Annotated in this window: 18 protein-coding genes and 1 tRNA gene; 14 read left to right on the top strand and 5 right to left on the bottom strand. The window is 66.7% G+C overall.

Annotated features, from left to right (window positions below; translation table 11 throughout):
* Window positions 1-84 precede the first annotated feature (84 nt).
* Genes RIE32_07320 through RIE32_07300 form a run of 5 tightly spaced genes read left to right on the top strand, consistent with a single transcriptional unit; the run spans window position 85 to window position 4,345 of the window.
* Window positions 85-915, top strand: a complete 831-nt coding sequence (locus RIE32_07320) for an ATP-binding protein (protein ID MEQ9096057.1) — start codon at window positions 85-87, stop codon at window positions 913-915.
* Window positions 916-920: 5 nt separating this feature from the next.
* Complete coding sequence (locus RIE32_07315; GenBank protein ID MEQ9096056.1) at window positions 921-2,405, top strand: sigma-54 dependent transcriptional regulator; 1,485 nt, start codon at window positions 921-923, stop codon at window positions 2,403-2,405.
* Window positions 2,406-2,413: 8 nt separating this feature from the next.
* Window positions 2,414-2,899, top strand: a complete 486-nt coding sequence (locus RIE32_07310) for a DUF1643 domain-containing protein (GenBank protein MEQ9096055.1) — start codon at window positions 2,414-2,416, stop codon at window positions 2,897-2,899.
* A 41-nt stretch (window positions 2,900-2,940) separates the two neighbouring features.
* Window positions 2,941-3,723, top strand: a complete 783-nt coding sequence (locus RIE32_07305) for an exodeoxyribonuclease III (protein ID MEQ9096054.1) — start codon at window positions 2,941-2,943, stop codon at window positions 3,721-3,723.
* A 19-nt stretch (window positions 3,724-3,742) separates the two neighbouring features.
* A complete protein-coding gene (locus tag RIE32_07300) occupies window positions 3,743-4,345 on the top strand; it encodes a hypothetical protein (protein ID MEQ9096053.1) in 603 nt (200 codons plus the stop codon).
* Window positions 4,346-4,348: 3 nt separating this feature from the next.
* Here RIE32_07300 and RIE32_07295 read toward each other — a convergent pair whose 3' ends face one another.
* The gene (locus tag RIE32_07295; GenBank protein MEQ9096052.1) at window positions 4,349-4,804 is read right to left on the bottom strand and encodes a glycine zipper domain-containing protein; all 456 of its coding nucleotides are present in this window, start codon (window positions 4,802-4,804) and stop codon (window positions 4,349-4,351) included.
* 166 nt (window positions 4,805-4,970) lie between these two features.
* Here RIE32_07295 and RIE32_07290 point away from each other — a divergent pair.
* Together RIE32_07290 and RIE32_07285 are read left to right on the top strand one after the other, a co-directional pair.
* Window positions 4,971-5,043: transfer RNA gene (locus RIE32_07290), tRNA-Lys, on the top strand.
* Between the two features lie 230 nt (window positions 5,044-5,273).
* Window positions 5,274-6,992: a CIA30 family protein gene (locus RIE32_07285; GenBank protein MEQ9096051.1), complete on the top strand. Its 1,719-nt coding sequence runs from the start codon at window positions 5,274-5,276 to the stop codon at window positions 6,990-6,992.
* On the opposite strand, the gene rarD is transcribed toward RIE32_07285, so the two are convergent.
* Window positions 6,993-7,931, bottom strand: a complete 939-nt coding sequence (gene rarD, locus RIE32_07280) for an EamA family transporter RarD (protein ID MEQ9096050.1) — start codon at window positions 7,929-7,931, stop codon at window positions 6,993-6,995.
* Window positions 7,932-8,028: 97 nt separating this feature from the next.
* Between rarD and RIE32_07275 the strand changes: the two genes are divergently transcribed.
* Window positions 8,029-8,958: a PfkB family carbohydrate kinase gene (locus tag RIE32_07275; GenBank protein MEQ9096049.1), complete on the top strand. Its 930-nt coding sequence runs from the start codon at window positions 8,029-8,031 to the stop codon at window positions 8,956-8,958.
* A 14-nt stretch (window positions 8,959-8,972) separates the two neighbouring features.
* Window positions 8,973-9,620 carry a hypothetical protein gene (locus RIE32_07270; GenBank protein MEQ9096048.1) on the top strand — a complete coding sequence of 216 codons (648 nt, stop codon included), beginning with the start codon at window positions 8,973-8,975 and terminating at the stop codon, window positions 9,618-9,620.
* Between the two features lie 6 nt (window positions 9,621-9,626).
* Here the strand turns inward: RIE32_07270 and RIE32_07265 are convergent, their stop codons facing one another.
* Window positions 9,627-11,189 carry a trypsin-like peptidase domain-containing protein gene (locus RIE32_07265; protein MEQ9096047.1) on the bottom strand — a complete coding sequence of 521 codons (1,563 nt, stop codon included), beginning with the start codon at window positions 11,187-11,189 and terminating at the stop codon, window positions 9,627-9,629.
* A 114-nt stretch (window positions 11,190-11,303) separates the two neighbouring features.
* Here RIE32_07265 and RIE32_07260 point away from each other — a divergent pair, with 114 nt between their 5' ends.
* Both RIE32_07260 and RIE32_07255 read left to right on the top strand, forming a co-directional pair.
* Window positions 11,304-12,032 (top strand): type 1 glutamine amidotransferase, encoded by a 729-nt coding sequence (locus tag RIE32_07260; GenBank protein ID MEQ9096046.1) that lies wholly within the window; start codon window positions 11,304-11,306, stop codon window positions 12,030-12,032.
* A gap of 30 nt (window positions 12,033-12,062) precedes the next feature.
* The gene (locus tag RIE32_07255) at window positions 12,063-13,073 is read left to right on the top strand and encodes a hypothetical protein (protein ID MEQ9096045.1); all 1,011 of its coding nucleotides are present in this window, start codon (window positions 12,063-12,065) and stop codon (window positions 13,071-13,073) included.
* On the opposite strand, the gene RIE32_07250 is transcribed toward RIE32_07255, so the two are convergent.
* On the bottom strand, window positions 13,070-14,266 hold the full coding sequence (locus RIE32_07250) for a serine hydrolase domain-containing protein (protein MEQ9096044.1): 1,197 nt from the start codon (window positions 14,264-14,266) through the stop codon (window positions 13,070-13,072). The two genes, RIE32_07255 and RIE32_07250, sit on opposite strands and share 4 nt — an antisense overlap.
* 119 nt (window positions 14,267-14,385) lie before the next feature.
* Here RIE32_07250 and RIE32_07245 point away from each other — a divergent pair, with 119 nt between their 5' ends.
* Window positions 14,386-14,853, top strand: a complete 468-nt coding sequence (locus tag RIE32_07245) for a Dps family protein (protein MEQ9096043.1) — start codon at window positions 14,386-14,388, stop codon at window positions 14,851-14,853.
* Between the two features lie 24 nt (window positions 14,854-14,877).
* On the opposite strand, the gene RIE32_07240 is transcribed toward RIE32_07245, so the two are convergent.
* Window positions 14,878-15,720, bottom strand: coding sequence for a prepilin-type N-terminal cleavage/methylation domain-containing protein (locus RIE32_07240; GenBank protein ID MEQ9096042.1), 843 nt, complete (start codon window positions 15,718-15,720; stop codon window positions 14,878-14,880).
* A 167-nt stretch (window positions 15,721-15,887) separates the two neighbouring features.
* On the opposite strand from RIE32_07240, the gene RIE32_07235 reads away from it, so the two are divergent.
* Together RIE32_07235 and RIE32_07230 are read left to right on the top strand one after the other, a co-directional pair.
* Window positions 15,888-17,015, top strand: a complete 1,128-nt coding sequence (locus tag RIE32_07235; GenBank protein MEQ9096041.1) for a radical SAM protein — start codon at window positions 15,888-15,890, stop codon at window positions 17,013-17,015.
* 44 nt (window positions 17,016-17,059) lie between these two features.
* Window positions 17,060-19,501 (top strand): alpha/beta fold hydrolase, encoded by a 2,442-nt coding sequence (locus tag RIE32_07230; protein MEQ9096040.1) that lies wholly within the window; start codon window positions 17,060-17,062, stop codon window positions 19,499-19,501.
* Window positions 19,502-19,504: the final 3 nt, after the last annotated feature.

Genomic DNA, 19,504 nt, shown 5'->3' with positions numbered 1-19,504 from the left:
GATGTTGTCGGTCGTAAACGTCCGAGAACATTATGTGCCAAAGTGTTGCACGGAAGCAACACAGCCCGAGCCCTGCACCGGCCGATGACCGATGCGATGGAGCAACATCGAGACAATCAGGGTCCCGAGGGCGATCCCCGGCCGTCGCGTCGTCCGGCACCCGGCGTGCAGGGCATGGTCCCCGTGGCCGACAAGCTGACCAGCCTGGCCCACGACCTGAACAATCTGCTCGACGGGTCGATGCGGCAGTTGGCCCTGGCGCGGCAGTCGCTTGACGCGGAGTTGAGCGCGTCGGCCGTGCAAGAACTGGATGGCGTTCGCCAGCACGTGAACACGGCCTACCAGGCGATGGAGCGGATGTGCGACATCCTCCACGCCACGCTAAGTGGGGCCCCTGGCGGGCCTGGCTCGCCCACGATCGCTCGTGGAGCGCCCATTTCTCTGGCTGAGGCGGCCGAGCACGCGCTGGCGGTGGTCGGGCCGGCTGCGGCCGAGGCCTTGGCAAAGCTGGAGGGGCGTCTGGAACCCGGGGTGGAAAGGGTCGCGGCGGGGCCGATCTACCCCTTGATCCTCAATGGGTTGCGCAACGCCATCGAAGCCGTGGAGCGGTCGGGTAAGCCTGGCAAGGTCACGCTGTCGCTGCGACTGGAAGAAGACGAGGGCGACGGAACCCAGGTGGTGCTCGAGATCCGCGACAGCGGTCCGGGTCTGGATCTCTCGGTCGCCTCCAGCCGACTCTTCGAGCCCGGGGTGACGAGCAAAGAGAAGGGCTTCGGCCTGGGGCTTGCCATCAGCGCCGAGGTTGCCAGAGACATGGGCGGCACGCTGGAACTGACGCCCAGCCGCGGGGGCGGGGCCGTGCTGCGAGCCCGCTACCCCGTGCCGCAGGACCGCGGCGCCCAGAGCATCGGGTGAGTTCGATGCCCACCGAAGCCGCTCCAGCCCCTGGCAAAAAGTCTACTGGCACGCACAAGGTGCTGGTGATCGACGATGATCCGATCATCGCCGAGAGTCTGGCCGAGTTCCTCACGCGCGAGGGTTACGAAGCGGCGACGGCCTTCGATGCGGCCGAAGCCATGGAAGCGCTGGCCAAAGCCGAGCAGCACACCGACGGTCCAAGCCGCGTGCCGCACCCGTTCGACCTTGCCATCTGCGACGTCTCGATGCCCGGCATGGGCGGCATGGACCTGCTCGCGCACATCCAGAAGGAGCACGACGCGGCGGTCATCATGCTCACCGGCTATGGCACGATCGAGTCGGCCGTCGAGGCGCTTCGGCTGGGCGCGAGCGACTACCTGACCAAGCCCGTGGTCGACAGCGAGCTGCGTGTATCGCTCGAGCGCGCGCTGGGCCAGCACAAGCTGCTCAGCGAGAACCGCCGGCTGAAGCAGCAACTCGCAGGGCGATACGGGCTCGAGGGCATCGTCGGGCGCGACCATCGCGTGCAGCGGATCTTCGAGTTGATCGAGGCCGTCGCGCCGAGCCGGACGACGGTGCTCATGACCGGCGAGAGCGGCGTGGGCAAGAGCCTGATTGCGCGGGCGATCCACCAGAACAGCCCGCGGCGGAACGAGCCATTCGTCGAGATCTCGTGCGGCTCGATCCCTGAGACGCTGCTGGAGAGCGAACTCTTCGGCCACGTCAAGGGCGCGTTTACGGGTGCGCACGCGGACAAGGCGGGGCGATTCCTCGCGGCCGACGGCGGCACGCTTTTCCTTGATGAGATCAACAGTGCCAGCCCGGGCATGCAGCTCAAGCTTCTGCGCGTGCTGCAGGAGCGGCGCTTCGAACCGGTGGGCAGCAACGAGACCATCGAGGTCGATACGCGCGTCGTTCTGGCCAGCAACCAGAATCTCGAGGCCCTGGTGGCCGAGGGCAAGTTCCGCCAGGACCTTTACTACCGCATCAACGTGGTGAAGATCGAGATTCCGCCGTTGCGCGATCGCGTGAACGACGTGCCGATGCTGGCCGAGCACTTCCTGAAGCAGCACGCCGAAGAACTTGGCAAGACGCTGCTTGGTTTCAGCGACGAGGCGATCGACGCGCTGCGCCGGTACACCTATCCGGGCAACGTTCGCGAGTTGCAGAACATCGTCGAGCGCGCTGCCGTGTTGACCCGGACGCCCACGATCGGCCTGCACGATCTGCCCCAGCAGGTCATCGAGAACGCCACCGGGCCGCTGACGCCCGCGACCGGTCCAAGCAGCCAGGTCGAGCAGGAATCGCCGTGGGTGCCCACGCCCTTGGCCGATGCGCTGCGAGAGCCTGAGAAGCGCATCATCCGCAAGGCGCTCAAGGCCAACGACTGGAACCGCCAGGCCACGGCCGACGATCTGGCCATCAACCGTACGACGTTGTATAAGAAGATGAAGGCCCTTGGGCTCGATGGGCCCGATTCGGCCTAGCCTCCAGCATGTCGGCCGTGTTTTCCCGGTGCGGACGCTTTCGCTACCGGCTCGAACGCATCCTCGATCCTCATGCATCGGCGACGGTGGCGTGGGTCATGCTGAACCCCAGCACCGCCGATGCGACGACCGATGATCAGACGATTCGCCGCGTTCGCGCCTTCAGCGCGTCGGCGTGCGAATCTGTGGCGCGCGTGGTGGTCGTGAATCTCTACGGATATCGCGCCACCAGACCGGCCGACCTGGCGCGGGCGGAAGACCCCGAAGGGCCCCAGAACACGATGCACGTGGCTCGCGCGATCGAGTCGGCCGACCGCGTGATCGTGGGCTGGGGCGCGTCGGTTGCGCGTTGGCGTCGTGATCGGCCCTCCGCGGTGCTGGGCCTGCTGGCCGGTCGAGAGCTGTGGTGCCTGGGCGCGTCGCGCGGGGGAGACCCGCTGCATCCGCTGCGCATTCCCGGTGATCGCCCGTTCGAGCGATGGGTGCCGAGCTGACGATTCGTTTGCCCCGCCCGTTGCGGCGTTTACACTGGTCGATGCGAGTTGCGACGTGGAACATCAACGGCATTCGGTCGGCCTGGAAAAAGGGCCTGGGTGATCGCCTGGACGAGATCGACGCCGACGTCGTGTTGTTGCAGGAGGTCCGGGCCTTGCGCGAGCAGGCGCCCGAGCCGCTGATCCATGCCGGCAAGTACCACATCGTGTGGAATCCCGCCGCCCGCAAGGGCTACTCGGGTACGGCCCTGCTGAGCAAGACCAAGCCCAGGCGGGTGAAGTTCGGCCTGTGCAACGGCGCCTGCGAGGAAGACGAGGAGGGCCGCCTGATCTCGGCGGACGTGGGAGGGCTGGTGGTGGCCAGCGTGTACCTGCCATCGGGCTCTTCGGGCGAGCATCGGCAGGCGATCAAGGAGCAGTGGATGCCCCAGTTCAGCCAGTGGGTGCAGCCGCTGCGGCGGAAGCGCACGCCGGTGCTGCTCGGTGGCGACTTCAACGTCGCGCATACCGAGCGGGACATCTTCCACTGGCGGAGCAACCAGAAGACAAGCGGTTTCCTGCCCCACGAGCGCGAGTGGGTGGGGGGGCTCTTCGACGCAGGCTGGCACGACGTCATCCGCGAGAAGCACGGCGACGTGCACGGGCCCTACAGCTGGTGGAGCAATCGCGGACAGGCCCGCACGCTCGATCGTGGGTGGCGGATCGACTATCTGCTGGCCAACCCGGCAGCGAAAAAAGCGATGAAGGACTGCTGGATCGACCGCGAAGCAGCCGATGGCATCTCCGACCACGCGCCCGTCGTGGCCGATCTGCACCTGCCATGAGCACGGAGGAATCTACCCGATGAAGGCCACCCTCGACGGTCAAGACCTGGCGATCGATCGTCCCACGCTGGCGGCGGCGTTGGAGGCGGGCGCGGCTGCGGCCCGGGACCAGGGCCGGATCGTCATCGAGGTGATGGTCGACGGCCAGCCCGTCGAAGGCGAGCAGTTGGGTGAGCCAAGCGACGAGCCGCTCGAGGCGCAGGTGCTGGAGATGACGTCGACCGATCCCGCCTCGCTGGTCCGGGTCACGCTGTTCGACGCGGCCGACGCCATGGAGAGCGCGAAGGACGAGCACGCCGCGTGCGCCGAGATGATCCACCGCGGCGAAATGAGCGAAGCCATGGGCGCCCTGGCTCAACTGCTCAGCACATGGCAGGCCGTCCGCCAAGCCGTTGTTCAGGGCGGGGCCGCGGTGGGAAGGCCGCTTTCGGGATACGCGGCCGAGGGCGCCCTGGAAGAGCGTACCGACGCGCTCGCCCGTCAACTGGACGATCTCAAGCGAGCCGTTGGGAATGACGACCTCGTGACCGTTGCCGATCTGCTCGAAGAAGACCTTCGGGCCGAAGCGGGGCTGTGGGCCGACACGCTGCGACGCATTGCCGAGGCGATGAAGACCGACTGACGCTCAGCGGCAGTAGTCGTAATGCCCGTGGTAGTGCCGCGGCGCGTGATGGCGGTAGTAGTGCCGCTGGTGGGGGTAGTGCCCCCGGCCGCCCCAGCTCTTGTACACCGCGGGTGGTGATTGCACGTACACGGAGCGTTCGACGTACACGGGCCGATCGACGTACACAGGCTGGCTTGGGTATGCCATCGAGGTATGGGCGCTGCGCGTGCTGTAGGCCGAGGCCCGGGCGTTCTGGTCGCCGATGATGGCGCCGCCCACGCCACCCAGGATGGCGCCCATGGTGACGGCGTCGCTGCGGTCTCCGGTGACCGAGCCAATGCCCAGGCCCGCCAGGCTGCCCAGGGCCGCGCCCGAGAAGGCGCCTTGCACGCCGTTGTTGCAGCCGCCCATCATCGCCAGGGGCACGAGTGCGGCCGCGGCCGCCATGCTCTTTCGCCAGTTCATCGTGCGGATCATGATGCCACCTCCGTTGTCCACCATGGGCGGGCTAGTCTAGTAAAGCCTTACTAGCTTTTGAGCGTCATCGTTGCAGGGAAGGCGCAATTCTGCGGGAAAATGCCGATCCAGATAATCCAGTGAGGCCTGCCTGAGGCGATTGGCAGGGTACAATGGAGCTACCCACGCCTCCCTAGCTCAATCGGTAGAGCAGCTGACTCTTAATCAGCGGGTTACAGGTTCGAGTCCTGTGGGGGGTACTAGACGACGGCCCGAAGCGGCTGCATTTCGCAGCCGCGTTGGTTTCGGGGCATGGCCATTTCGGTCACGCGGCTTCATGCTGCGTACGCATCTTCCCCTATATCTCGCCCATTGTCCCGTGCTTCGGCAGCCTTGCCGGAATGCCGGTCATTTGTTCGCTCACACTTGAGAGTCCTGCCAACTCCTTTGCGGGGGATATGGCCAAAACCAAGAGTGGGAGTGATATGACATGCGGACGAAGCTGATTGCGGGGATCGTCGCGGCCGGCCTGACGATTTCTTCGGACACGACGCTGGCCCAGGACTTCTCGATGGAGTTCGAGCGCGGTGTGGACGGGTGGCGCACCGTCGTGGACGGCGTGATGGGTGGGCTGTCCACCGGTCGGGTGTCTTCGCCGCAGTCGGGCGTGATGCGCTTCAGCGGCGACCTGAGCCTGGAGAACAACGGTGGGTTCAGCCAGGTTCGGACCGCGGTCGATGGCGCCGACTTCGAGGGAGCACAGGGCATCGAGGTCGAGGTTCGTGGCGACGGGCGGACGTACAAGTTCGACGTGCGTCTCTCGAACGTGCGCATGATGGCCGGTGCTTACCAGCAGGACTTCAAGACCACCGAGGGGACGTGGGAGACCGTTCGCCTGCCGTTCGAAGGATTCCGGTTGTATTCGTTTGGCCGGCTCGTGTCGGGCGCGCCCGAGATCATACCGACAAACATCGAATCGATCGGCGTGTCGCTCTCCGACAAGCAGCCCGGTCCATTCCAGCTCGATGTGCGATCGATCCGTGCCTACGGATCGCAGGGCGCCGCTTCCCCGAAGACCAGCGGTGGTGAACTTGCCACCGTCGCGACCGAAGCCGGACTCACGACGCTGTTGCGTCTCGTCGAGGCGGCCGAGATGACGCTGCCCGACGAGCCCGTGACGATCTTCGCACCAACGAACGATGCATTCGCGGCGCTGCCGAAGGAACAGGTCGACGCACTGCTGCGACCCGAGGCCCGGCAGACGCTTCGATCGATCCTCGCGTACCACGTGGTGGCGGGTGCGAAATCGTCTTCCGAGGTTCTTTCCCGCCGGTCGCTGGAGACGCTGAACGGTCAGAGCGTGCGGGTCGGGAGCGATGGGGGTGCGACGGTGGGCACGGCATCGATCGTGGCAACCGACGTCGCGTTCGATGGCGGCGTGGTGCACGTCGTTGATGCCGTACTCATGCCCGAACTCCGGTCGATCACTGCGATCGCGTCAGAGACCGACGAGCTCAGCACGCTGGTGGCCGCGATAAAGGCCGCCGGCCTGGCCGACCAGCTGGGCCCGGAGAATGGGCCATGGACGGTCTTCGCGCCCGTGAACGACGCGTTTGCTGCGTTGCCCGATGGTGCGCTGGGCGCGTTGCTCGAGCCGGCCAATCGACAACAACTGGTGAGCATCCTGGCGTTGCACGTGGTGCCCGGCAGGCTGGAGGCCCGCGAACTGCTCGGCGTCACCAAGACGCAGGCACTGACGGGTGAGGTCATCCGCTTTGGAACCGATCGGGGAACGCTCCAAGTCAACGGGGCTTCGATCATCGCCAGCGACATCCAGGCGGGCAATGGCGTGGTTCACCTGATCGATGCGGTTTTGCTACCGTCCTCATCGGGCGATGATCGAACCACGCCCGGCACGTTTCGTGCTGGTGCAGCGCGGTTGTATGAACTGGCCGTCGAGCAGGGCGTGCCGCTGTTTAATGCCGGCCAGCATGCGGCGTGCGCTGCGATCTACGAGGTGACGATCGAGTCGATGCTGTTGCTCGGTCGAGACGAACTCGAGCCACGGATCGTCGAGCGGCTTGAGCAGAGCCTGGCAGAAGCCCGGCGTGAGCCACGGGTCTTCGAGAAGGCCTGGATCTATCGGCGTGCGATGGATGCGGCCTACCAGAGCTTTGTGCGCCCGAGTTCGCAGAGCGGGTCTCGGTAGTCACGCACTGGTTCTTCGGCGAGTCTTGCGGCCTGCTCGCCACGCGTCGGCGCTGTATAGGGCCAATGCCGTCCAGATCAGCCCGAAGGCGGCGAGCGTGATGGCGTCGAGTTGCTGCCCGAAGATGATGGCCAGAACGAATTGTCCCGTTGGGGCCAGGTATTGCAGCATGCCAAGCGTGGCCAGGCGCAGGCGATGTGCGGCGGCGGCAAAGGCGACCAGTGGCACCGTGACCATGACGCCACCCAGAGCCATGAGCAGCGTGCGCATGGGTGGTCCTTGGGTAATCTGGGCGTCGCCCGAGCGGAACAGCCAGGCGTAGAGGCCGATTGCCGCGGGCAGCATGATGATCATCTCGACGCACAGGCCGGGCGCGGGCTTGGTCTGGGCACGCTTGCGGACCAGGCCATAGAAGCCGAAGCTCAATGCCAGCGTGACGGCGATCCAGGGCAGTCCGCCGCGATCGATCGTGAGGATGACCACGGCCACGAGCGCGAGGGCGATTGCGATGATCTGTGGCTTGCGCGGGCGTTCGCCCAGCAGCAGGATGCCCAGGGCAATGGAGACCAGGGGGGTGATGTAGTACCCAAGGCTGGCGTCGATGAGCCGCTTGGTCGAGACGGCGTAGATGAACGCGAACCAGTTGCAAGCAATTAGCCCCGCGCTCATGACAAGGACGCGCAGGCGTTTGGGCTCGGTGAGAGCAGCCTTGAGTTCGCCCAGCCGGCCCATGACCGCCAGCAGCGCGATCAACACCGGTATGCCGAAGAGCACGCGTTGTGCGATCAGTTCGATCGCGGGCGTCGCCCAGTCGCCGCGGGTGAGCGTGTTGATGTAGATCGGCACTACGCTGCCCCACCAGATGTAGGCCAGCAGCCCGAAGCCCACGCCGGCGGCGGGATTGGCGTTCGGGGTTGCGGGCGAGGTGGGGTTGGCCATGGAGGGCGAGCGTAGCGGGCTGGACGTGCGCGTCGGAGTTTCCCACGCTCCATGCGAGGGGGGTTGTTTCCCCAAGGGCTGGCCCTATGCTGATCCCATGCCTCTGATTGTCACCGGAACCGTTGGAATCGACACCGTCTACACCCCTGATCACGGCCATCGGGAGAACGTGCTGGGCGGTTCGTGTACGTATTTTGCGGCGGCCGCCTCCTTCTATTGCCAGCCCGTCCGGGTCGTGGCGGCGGTGGGCGAAGACTTCCCCGACGAACTCCGCAAGACGATGGAGCACTTCCAGGGCGTCGATCACAGCGGGCTGGAGGTTCGCAAGGGCTCCAAGACCTTCCGCTGGGGCGGCAAGTACCTGGAGAACATGGACCAGCGCGAGACGCTGTACACCGATCTGGGCGTGCTGGCCGAAGAGCCGCCGGCCGTGCCGGACTCGTTCCGCGACAGCAAGTACGTGTTCCTGGCCAACACGCACCCGTCGGTGCAGCTCGGCCTGCTCGAGCAGTTGAATGATCGCAAGCTGGCCGTCGCCGACACGATGGACCTGTGGATCGATACCGCCAAGACCGAGCTGAGCCAGTTGTGCGAGAAGATCGACGGGCTGGTGCTGAACTTCGAAGAGGCCGAGCAGTTTACCGGCAAGCGCAACACCGTGGCCGCGGCCCGGCAGATCATCGAGATGGGGCCCAAGTTCGTCGTGGTGAAGAAGGGCGAGCACGGCTGCATCATCGTGCATCGGGACGGCATCGCCGCCCTGCCGGCCTACCCGACCGAAGAGGTGGTTGACCCCACGGGCGCCGGCGACAGCTTTGCAGGCGGCATGATGGGCTCACTCTCGCGCGAAGGCGATGCGGGCACCGACCCGACCTCGTTCGAGGCCATCCACCGTGCCGTGGCGCACGGGACGATCGTGGCGAGTTTTAACATCGAGTCGTTCAGCCTCGATCGCCTGGCGAGCCTGAAGACCAGCGAACTGGACGAGCGATTCGAGCAGTTTGCCCGCATGGTCCGCTTCGGCTGACCCAACCGCACCCCATGCCATCCAACACAGACCAGCCCGACCCGCGGTATCTCGAGCCGTACCGCGAAGCGGTGCGCGCTCACGGCCCGGGCTTCGAGGCGTTGCTCTGGCGCAGCCAGGAGTATCAGGTCACGCGGTTCAAGGTGTTGGCCGAGGTCTGCCGGCCCAAGGGCGCTGTGCTTGCCGACATGGGCGCCGGGCGGGGTGATCTGCTCGAGTTCCTGCAAGCGGCCAATCAGACGCCCAGGACCTACGTCGGCGTCGAGGGCATCAGCGAACTGGTCGAACCAGCCCGGGCCCGCTTCCCGGGCAGCGCGTGGGAGATCGCCGATTTCGTGCGCGATGCGGGGCTGTTCGAGCGACTCGTTCGCGAACACGGCGTGAGCCAGGTCGTCTTCAGCGGCTCGCTCAACACGCTCGACGAGCGCACGGCCCTGCTGGTGCTCGACCGCGCGTGGGACGCCCTGCATCGGCGCGAGGGCGCGGTGCTGGCGTTCAACTTCCTGAGTTCTGCGGGGCGAAAGCGGCGAGAGTCGACCGGGCCGGCCAACCGCTTCAGCAGCTTCCACGTCTTCAAGTGGGCGCAGCGGGCCAGCGGGCGGATGCTGTTCCGCCAGGACTACCTGGGCCCGCACGACGCCACCGTCGCGTTGTATGCGTGAGGCTGGTTATTCGCCCAGATCGGGCCAGAGATCTTCCAAATCGCTCGAGATCGGTCGGCGGATGCCGTTCTCGTTAAGCACGTCTTCAATGGACGCGAGGATGTCCGTGCGCTTGTAGACGAGGCGGTCGGCTCCCCGGTCATGGAACTCGAAGATGATGAACTCTTCCGAGGAACTGGCCAGTTCCTTGAGCGTCTTGACGCAGTGGGCCAGGCTCGTGATGGCCGTGCCGTTGATGCTCTTGAGCGTCGAGAAGGGTGGCACTTCGTAGGCCACGTTGACGCGATGGTTGAGCAGGCCGCCGGCGAGGATGACGAATTCCTGGATCTCGGCGTCGGGGTCCTTGCCCGTGAAGGCGCGCTTCACGATCGGGCTGCGACGGGCGGCCATGCGATCGAGATCAAGCCCGTAGACGTGCGCCTGGTAGACCGGCGTGAACACGAGCGGACCGAAAACCATGTAGCTGGGATAGGTGTTGTCCAGCGGTTCGTAGAAGTCGTCATCGCCGCGCACGACGGGCGAGCGGACCTCGATCTGCTCGCCATCGCGGAGTACGCCCAGCGTCACGGTGTCGTCGTCGTTGAGGCCGTGGTGCACGAAGTACTCGAAGTAAAGACGCAGGTCGTCGGTCACGCTGACCAGCCCCTGGCTGTCGATGCTGCGGCCGGCGATGCTCGTCACCACGTCCCACGACTGGAGCGGGTTGCCCTCGACGGCACCGGCGACGACCATGCCCTCGAGCTGTGGCGACAGGCCCAGCTTGGCCCGCACGCCCGGGTTGCGGGTGCCGTCGAAGGTCTCGCGCAGGAACGGGCGGCCGTCGATCTCGCCGTCCTCGATGTCGTCCAGGAACAGGCGGATTTCCTCGTTGGGAATGATGTAGCCGATGTTGTCGGCCTGCGAGATGCCGCTGAACGTCAGGCCGATGACCTTGCCGTCGACGGTGACGGGCCCGCCCGAATTGCCAGGGTTGAGCGCGGCATCGACTTGGATGCGCAGGCCGAGTGTGCCGGCCTGGTAGCCCACGAACTCGATGCGCGACACGATGCCTTCGGTGATGGAGAGCTCTTCGCCGCCCAGCGGATAGCCGAGTGCATTGGCCTTGTCGCCGATATCGGGCAGGTCGGCCGAGAGCACCGCCTCGGGCACGCCATCGATCGCGTCCTGGTCTTCGAGTTCGAGCAGGGCCAGGTCGATGCCGGTGTTCCGCGCCACGACGCGGGCGGCCAGTCGCTGGCTCGTCAGGTAGGGCTGCACGAAGATCTGCTGGCCGTACTCGACCACGTGGGCGTTGGTGAGGATGCGACCGCCCTCGATGACCAGGCCCGAGCCGGTGGAGTCGGTGGGCTGCTGGCGTGTCCAGGGGCGGGTCAGATCGGGGCCGCGGCTGGTGGTGAAGATCTTCACGGTGGATTGGCGGATGTCGGCCGGGGCGACCTGCTCCTGGGCGTCGGCCGTGGTGGCGGGGGCGCCATTCTGGGCCGCGGCGGTGCTCGCTCCGGCGGCCAGGGTGACCGCCAGGCAGGTGGCTTGCAGCGTCCGGATAAGTCGGGGGCTTGTCTTCTTCACGTCGTTCTCCTGGGCCGGGGTCGGGCGTCGAGCCTTGGGGCTGGGCCCATCACAGGTTAGAGCCCGGGGATGGATCCGGGCGGACACGGCCCCCACACGCTAACATCGGCTCCCATGGCCACGATCATCGTTCTTCAGGATGGACAGCACCTCGGCCCCGGTCGCCTGGGGGTCACCCTGCGCGACCACGGCTTCAAGCTCGATTACCGCCGCATCGACCGCGATGGCGAGGCCGCGGTGCCCGGCGATATGGACAACGCCCAGGGCCTCATCGTGCTGGGAAGCCCGGGCTCGCCATTGAGCGACGAGCCGTGGATCCTGCGCACGCTGGACCTGATCCGGACCGCCCACGAGGCGCAGATGCCCGTCATCGGGCTGTGCATGGGCCACCAACTCATCGCGCGAGCGCTGGGAGGCGAGGTCGAGAAGCTGCCGCAGATGTCCCTTGGCTTCGAGCCCGTGGAACTGACCGTGGCCGGGCAGACCGAGACGATGCTGGCCGGCGTGCCCTGGAAGGTGGCGATGTTCCAGAGCCACGAGCACCACGTGGCCCAGGCGCCCCCCGGCGCCACGGTGCTCGCCAAGAGCGGCACCACGCCCGTGGAGTGCTTCAAGGCCGGCATCCGTACGTACGGATTCCAGTACCACTTCGAGTTCGACCGCCCTGGCATCACGCGGCACGTGTCGGTGCTCAAGAAGATCAAGGGCGATTTGCCCATGACGCTGGACGAGCTCGAGTCTCGGCTCGACGAGCACTACCCGATGTTCTCGCGCGCCGCCGACCGTCTGTGCGTGAATATTGCATCCTTCGCGGTGCCGTTCGATCGATTGCTGGCGGTCTAGCCGGTGCCGGTCTCGCAGCCATCATCGCGCGTGACCCGGCTCCGCCTGGCGGTGCCTGCCGACTTCGATCTACCGCGCGACGCGTGCTCGTACGGCTACTTTCTGCTCGATCCGTACGAGTGGGTCCCTGCGAGTTCGACTTACTCGGCGGCGTACATGCTCGAGCATGGGCCCGCAAGGTTCGTGCTTCGGCAACAGCGCGTGGGCATGCCGCTGACCGCCACGGCCGACCGTTCCCTTTCGCGGAGCGAGTGTGCCCAGGCCCGTGCAATGATCACGCGGATGCTGCGGCTGGACGAGTCGGCCGACGACATCGCCGCGTTTCACGCCATCGACGATCGCTGGCGCTTCAGCGGCCGGGGTCGGCTGATGCGTTCGGGCTCGCTGTTCGAAGACGTGATCAAGACGGTGACCAGTTGCAACGTGCGGTGGACGGGCACCATCGACATGAACGCCGCCCTGTGCGCTCGGGTGGGCAAGGCCGCGCCCAGCGGCGTGCATGCATTCCCCACGGCCGATCAGTTGGCGCGCAAGTCGCCTTCCTGGCTTCGTTCGAGGTGCGGGGTGGGCTACCGCGACCAGCGCATCGTCGACCTTGCCCGGCTCTTCAACCGGGGCGAGGTGCCGCAGGCGTGGCTGGAAGATCCCAACACGCCCGATGATGAGGTGCGGCGCTTCCTGCTTGATCTTCCGGGCGTCGGTCCTTACGCGGCCCACAACATCATGCAGTTGCTGGGCCGCTACGGGTTCCTGCCGCTGGATACCGAGAGCGTTCGCCACGGCCGCAACGTGCTCGGGTTCGAGGGTGATGATCGCCGCGTCCTGAGGCTCGTGAACGAGCACTATGAGCGATTTGGCGTGGGCCTGGACGGCAACGCGTTTCGCAGCTACTGGCTCGACCTGTGGATGAGCTACGAGTCATTCAAGGGACCCGCGCACACATGGGACAAGCGCACCACGGGGCGGAGCTTTACCGCCGCGCAGCTCGCGGCTGGCGGCCATGGCCCGCGCACGCGTCGGCGGTCGTCGAACAACGGCTAGGGGCAGCCGTCGTCGAAGGCGTTCGAGAACGCGAGGAAATCGAACAGGTCGAGCATGCCGCTGCGATCGAAGTCTCCGGCCGGCTCGCCCGCGGCCCAAGCCGATTGGAATGCCAGGAAGTCGAAGAGCGTGAGCGTGCCGTCGTTGTCCAGGTCTGCCGGGCACGGCGTGCATGCGAGCCTGGCGTCGAGGGCTGCGTCCTGCAACTCGTCGATGGGATCGCTCAGCGAGGAGAATGCGTCTTCGATCATGAAGACGCCGCCGAGCAGGGGTGTGCCGGATTGATCGAGTTCGAGCCAGGGCGTATACGCGAAGGCGCCCGGGCTCTCGATCCTCCGGGAGGCGTCGGCCCGCGTCTGCACCCAGACGCCCAGGCCGTAGTTGCGGAAGCCGCCGGGGTCGGGCGTGCATCGGATGGGCAGTCCGGCGGTGAGGTCGGTCGTCATGGCATCGATGGAGGACTGTTCGATGATGCGCGTGCCGCGGTAGACGCCGCCGTCGACCAGCATGCGGATCACGCGTGCGTAGTCGCCCAGGCTGCTCTCGGCGCCACCGGCGATGAGCGGGTTGTCGGTCTCGTAGAGCCCGTCGTAGTTGGTCGAAGTCAGGCCCAGAGGCGAGGCGACGCGTTCGTCAAAGAGCGTGTCCCAGTCGGTTCCGCTCACGACTTCGCACACGCGGCCCGCCACGTGCATGCCGACCTGGCCGTAGCAGAAGTCCGTGCCCGGCGATGCTTCGAGCGGTGTGAACAGCGCGATGCGCGTGACCGCCTGGGCGAGGGTGAGCGAAGGATCGAACGCGAACACGCTGTTGCTAGGCAGGCCCGAGGTGTGGCTGAACATCTGGCGGACGGTCATCGTGCCCTTGGTGCCGACGAACTCGGGTAGATACGTCGAAACGGGGGCGTCCAGGTCGAGGCCGTCGCGTTCCACGCAACTCATGACGACGATCGCCGAGAGCAGCTTGGTGGCGCTGGCGATGGGCACGACGGTGCCGCGGTCGTAGTCGCCGTAGAAACGCTCCAGGCTCGGGCCGGGCAGCAGCGGGTCTTCGAAACGCATGCTGGCGCCCGAGATCAGCGGATTGTCGTCGACGATGGCGGCCGCGAGCGTGTCGGCCCGGGCGTAGTCGCACTGTGCCCAGCACGCGGGCGTGGCGATGGCGATGGCGGCGAGCGAGAGCGGCTTGTGCATGTGGAACCCCCGGTGGTGCGGGTCGTGCACCGGCTAAAATAATACGCGGAGAACGCGGTCCCCAGCGGGCTATTTCACTTGCATGGCATGGCCGCAGGACCGAGAACGGGAGGATTCGCATGAGCGAAGCCATGAACGCCGAGATCGACGCCAAGATCATCAGCGGCCTCAACGGGTTGCTGGCCGATGCAGCGGTGTTCCGCTACAAGATCCAGAACTACCACTGGAACGTGCGTGGGCGGCAGTTCTTTGAGCTGCATGCGCAGTTCGAGGAGATGTACAACGCCTGGACCACGTACTTGGACGAGCTGGCCGAGCGTGTGCGTGCGAAGGAAGCCTCGCCGCTCCCGACGCTGGCGCGGTGCCTCGAGCACACGCGCATCGCCGAGGAGGAAGGCACGCCCGACGACAAGCGCATGGTCGAGAACCTCGTGGCGGACATGCTGGCGATCCACAAGGAAGTCCGCGAGGTCATCGACGATGCCGAGACGGCCGGCGATCGCACGACGGTCAATCTCCTGGATGGAATCGGCGATGAGATCCAGAAGAAGGTGTGGATGTTCCGAGCGTGGCACCACGGGGCGTGATGCCACGCGGTCCGTGGCGCTGGTTCAGCGCGGGTCGTTGACCCAGCCGTAGCGGTACTCGCTGCTGAGGGTCATGGCCCGCCAGCGTCCGCCGCGGGCGCTCAGGTAGAAGTGTGCGGCTGTCAGATCGCTGACCTCCAGGCCCTCGGGCGCGTCGTCGGCGGGCGGAGCCATGCCGGCCGCGTGTCCGTCGAGGAAGGCCATGAGGCTCTTGCCCGTGCCGCCACCATCGTGGCGCCGGTCGAGCTGGTCAAAGCCCTTGAAGGTGAGCATCTCGTCGTTGGCGTGATAGAAGGCGGGATTCTCTTCCACGAAGACGGGAACGCCCGGGAGATTCTCCAGCGCGTTCTGATCTTCGAGCCAGACGCCACCGCTCCAGCCGCGCTGGGCCGGGTCGCGGTAATAGGCAAACTGGGTGTGCAGCCCGAGACGAGCGCCCTCGACCTGGTGCACGAAGGCGAAGTCGCTATCGACCTCGGCGTGTGCGTAGAGGCCCGGTGGCGGGGTGGGCGTGCGCCCGCTGGAGTCCTTGTAGGGCAGCCGGCGTCCATTGACGGCGCACTCGAGGATCTCGTCGTCGGTCAGGTAGCCGCCCTCGATCAGCACGCCGGGAAGGGCAGTGTCGCCCTCGACGGTCTTGAGCCAGTTCTGAGCGGTCCAGATGCGGTCCTTGTGGTCGCTGCCGTAGAGGTTGGCGACCGTCGAGAGCTGGCCCAGTCGCTGCAGCGTGATGGTGCTGCGTGCGGTCTGGCGGGCGCTGGCGACCGCGGGGACCGTGATGGCGGCAATCACGGCGATGATGCCGATGACGACCAGTAACTCGATGAGCGTGAACCCGGCCATGGCCGGGCGTGAGCGATGGGGCATCGGCGCCTCCGCGTTGGTGTGCCCATTGCCTGGCCCCTGCGCCCGGCGATGCACGTCTTCCAGACTTCGGCCTGATCGGGACGCGACTTCACGCGGCGTGGCGTCGAAAGCCAGATCCTCACAATTCCGCTGGCCGACCCCTCCGGGCGGCCGGTACGATCGGTGCAATGCACAGCCAGGCCGAACAGACGACCGACACGCCCAGTCCCCTGGGCCTGACCAGCCGCCAGTGGGTGGAGGCCGTTGGCCCGCGGGTGAAGGGGCGGGGGTTATGGGCCCTTCGGGCGTACAAGGCCTTCCTGCGAGAAGGCCGGACTGACGACCCTGTGTTCGAGCAGGTGGGCGTGCCGCATGTCGGTCGGCTAGTTCGCAGCGAGCGGGAAGACACCCCCGAGGGGGTCATCACCAAGTTCGTCCAAGAACTGGACATCGAGCGGCAGGGCGTGAAGCTGGAGGCCGAGTCGGTCGTGATTCCCATGATCGGGCGCAAGGGCCGGCTGGCGCACTCGCTGTGCGTCAGCAGCCAGGTCGGATGCGCCATGGGCTGTGGCTTCTGCGAGACGGCGCAGATGGGGCTCATGGCCTCGCTCACGCCCGCCCAGATCGTCGGCCAGTGGCACGCCGCCCGGCACCAGCTCGGGGCCGAGCCGAGCAATCTCGTATTCATGGGCATGGGCGAGCCGCTGGACAACACCGATTCGGTGCTTCAGGCCATCGCGGTGCTCACCGATCAGGCCGGTTGTGGGCTTGCGATGAGCAAGGTGACCGTCTCGACGGTGGGGCGGCTTGACGGTCTGGCGCGACTGCGCGAGGCGGTGCGGCAGCCGGGGTGGCATCGTCTTGGGGTGTCGATCAGCCTCAATGCGCCCAACGACGCCATCCGCAACCAGATCATGCCGATCAACCGAGCGATGCCGATGGGGCAGTTGCGTGATGCGCTGCTGGACTTTCCCAACGGCACGGGCAAGCCATACCTGATCGCATACGTGCTGATTCCGGGGTTGAATGACGCGATGGAGCACGCCGACGAACTGGCCGAGTGGGTCAAGCCGCTGCGTTGCATGGTCAACGTGATTCCCTACAACCCCCGGCGTGACAGCCCGTGGCCCGAGCCGCACGAGGAAGACGTCGAGGCATTCGTGCATCGCCTGAGTTCGCACGGCGTGTTCGTGAAGCGGCGCCGCACGAAGGGGCGCAGCACCATGGCCGCGTGCGGTCAATTGGGCAACCCGGGCATCCGGCGGCGCAAGGTGGTCGGGCCACTCACGCCGATCACCATCGGCGGCGAAAGCTGACGGCGGTGCGGGGCGTCGAGCACTGGACCCGGCCCGAGCGGCGCGTGCGTTGGCGGTGGGTGCTGGGGGTGTACCTGTCGCTGCTGGTGGCCTCTCACGTGGTGTACGCGATCTGGCCGCGCGGGCTCATGGTGATGCCCCCGCCGCAGCCAACGGGCGTGGTCAACATTGCCAGCCGCGACGTTGCGTACACCGCATACGCGTCGGGCCAGCCCGATGCGCCTTTTGTTCTCCTTATCCACGGCTCGCCGGGCGATGCGACGAACTTCGATCAACTCGCTCCGGCCTTAGCCCGGCGTGGCATCGACTCGGTCGCGGTCGATCTGCCCGGATTCGGAGCCTCGCAGACGCAGTCCGATGCGTCGGCCCGTTGGATGGCATTCGTGTGCAGCGAGTTGATCCAGCACCTGCAAGAGCAGGGCGAGGCGCCGCATCGCGTGCACGTCCTGGGCTGGAGCAACGGCGGGGCGGTCGTGCTGAACATGACCGATCTGCCCGAGGCGTGGCAGGTGGAGATCGCGTCGATCACCATGATGATGGCCACGGGCGCTCAGCAGACCGAGGGATCGGGCGACTACCTGTTCGAGAAGGCCAAGTACGCGTTGGGATACGTAGGCGTGTTCGCGGCGGTGGAGCTGGTTCCGCACTTCGGGATGCTGGGGCCGCGGAGCTTTTGGTACTCGTTCATCGCGAACTTCATGGAGACCGACCAGCGGCCGCTGGCCGATACGCTGCGCACGCTCGACGAGCCGCTACTCATCCTGCAGGCCCAGAAGGACTTCCTGGTAGCGCCATGGGCGGCCGAGGTGCACCACGAGCTTGCCGAGCGATCGACGCTCGTACGGCTGGACGGCGGGCACATCATGCCCTTCACCCAGCCCGAGCCGCTGGCGGCGCACATCGCGGCGTTCGTACGTCGGCACGAGGACCCGGGGGCCCGGCCCGTTCGATCGACGGTGGACGTGGCGATGGGGCCCGAGCATGGCCCGCTGACGCGGTCGCTGGATCAGGCGGCAACGTGGCTGCGATCTCGGCATTGGACGCTGGAGGCGCTGGTCGTCATGCTGCTGGCACTGGCGTGGTGGCGTATGGGGCTGGTGGTTACCGCGGCACTGGTGGCGGGTATGTACATCGACTATGGCGTCGCGAGCATCGGGCTGGCGGTGGCCGTGGCGATCCGCGGGCCCGGGCTTTGGCGACGCGTGCTGTGCCTGCTTATCGGGATCCTGGCCCTGCTGCCCGCATGGTTGCTGGTGCGATTCGGCGGGTGGTGGGCGGTGGAGCAGTGGGGCGTGGCGGCGCTCGTGGTCGTGCTGCTGCTGGCGGCGCCGCTGACGTGGGTGCTGCCGCGCGTGTGGACCAGGATGGGCCGCCAGCGCATCCGGGCGCAGGTGTGGCGATGGATCAGCCACGAGTTCTGGCCCAGCTGGATCAGTTACATCCTGCTCACCCCGACGTTCGTAACGCAGACGCTGCGGGCCAGGCATCCGGTCGTATTTACGGCCACCAACCCGGGCATCGCCGGTGCGGGCGGGTTCGTGGGCGAGCGCAAGAGCACGATCGCCGCGGCCCTGGAGCACGCGGGTGCGCCGTTGCTGCCGACCGTGCTCGTGCGCATGCACAGCGATCCGCAGCGTCGCGTGCGGCGCGTGGAACGGTTGCTCCAGACGCGGCCCGAGTTGGGTGGTTACCCGGTCGTGCTCAAGCCCGATCGCGGCGAACGCGGCCGGGCGGTGCGGGTGTGCCACGGCATCGAGGACGTGCGCGAGCAGGTGGCTCGCGTGCCGGCAGACCTGGTGCTGCAGAAGTTCGATCCCTCGCCGCACGAGGTCGGCTTGTTCTGGGTTCGGCTGCACAAGCCGGGTGAAGTCGACGAGCGGGGCCACGAGGGCGAGATCTTCGCGGTGACGCGCAAGGTGTTTCCGGTCATCGAGGGCGATGGCAGGCGCACCCTGCGCCAGCTCGTTCTGGCAGACGATCGCTTCCGCGTGCAGGAGCCGGTGTTCGTTGCGCGGTTCGGGCGCGCTATTGACCGCGTGCCCCCGGCGGGCGAGCGGGTGAAGATGGGCATGGCCGGCAACCACGTGCAGGGCTGCCGGTTCGAGGACGGCGGCGACCTGATCACCGACGAGCTGACCGACGTGATTGATGGCATCTGCCGGCGGTTCCCGAATGCCGACGGGTCGCCCGGTGGCCTGGACATCGGACGGTTCGACATCCGCTATGCCGACGAGCAGGAGTTGAAGGCCGGCCGAGGGTTCAGCGTGATCGAGCTGAACGGTTCATCGGCCGAGGCGACCAACGTGTACGACCCTACGCGAACGTGGTGGTGGGCCATCGAGGTGATGAGCCAGCAGTGGGCCCACGCGTATCGCCTGGGCATGATGCGTCGATCCATGGGCCACGAGCCGGTCGGGCCGCTGGAACTGCTGCGGATGGTGTGGCGGGCACGACGCGTGCGCCCGGGCAGCGAACTGGCCGATTGAGCG

Source organism: Phycisphaerales bacterium, assembly GCA_040221175.1.
Taxonomy (GTDB): Bacteria; Planctomycetota; Phycisphaerae; order Phycisphaerales; family UBA1924; genus JAHCJI01.
This window is presented reverse-complemented; position numbering and strand designations above follow the sequence as displayed.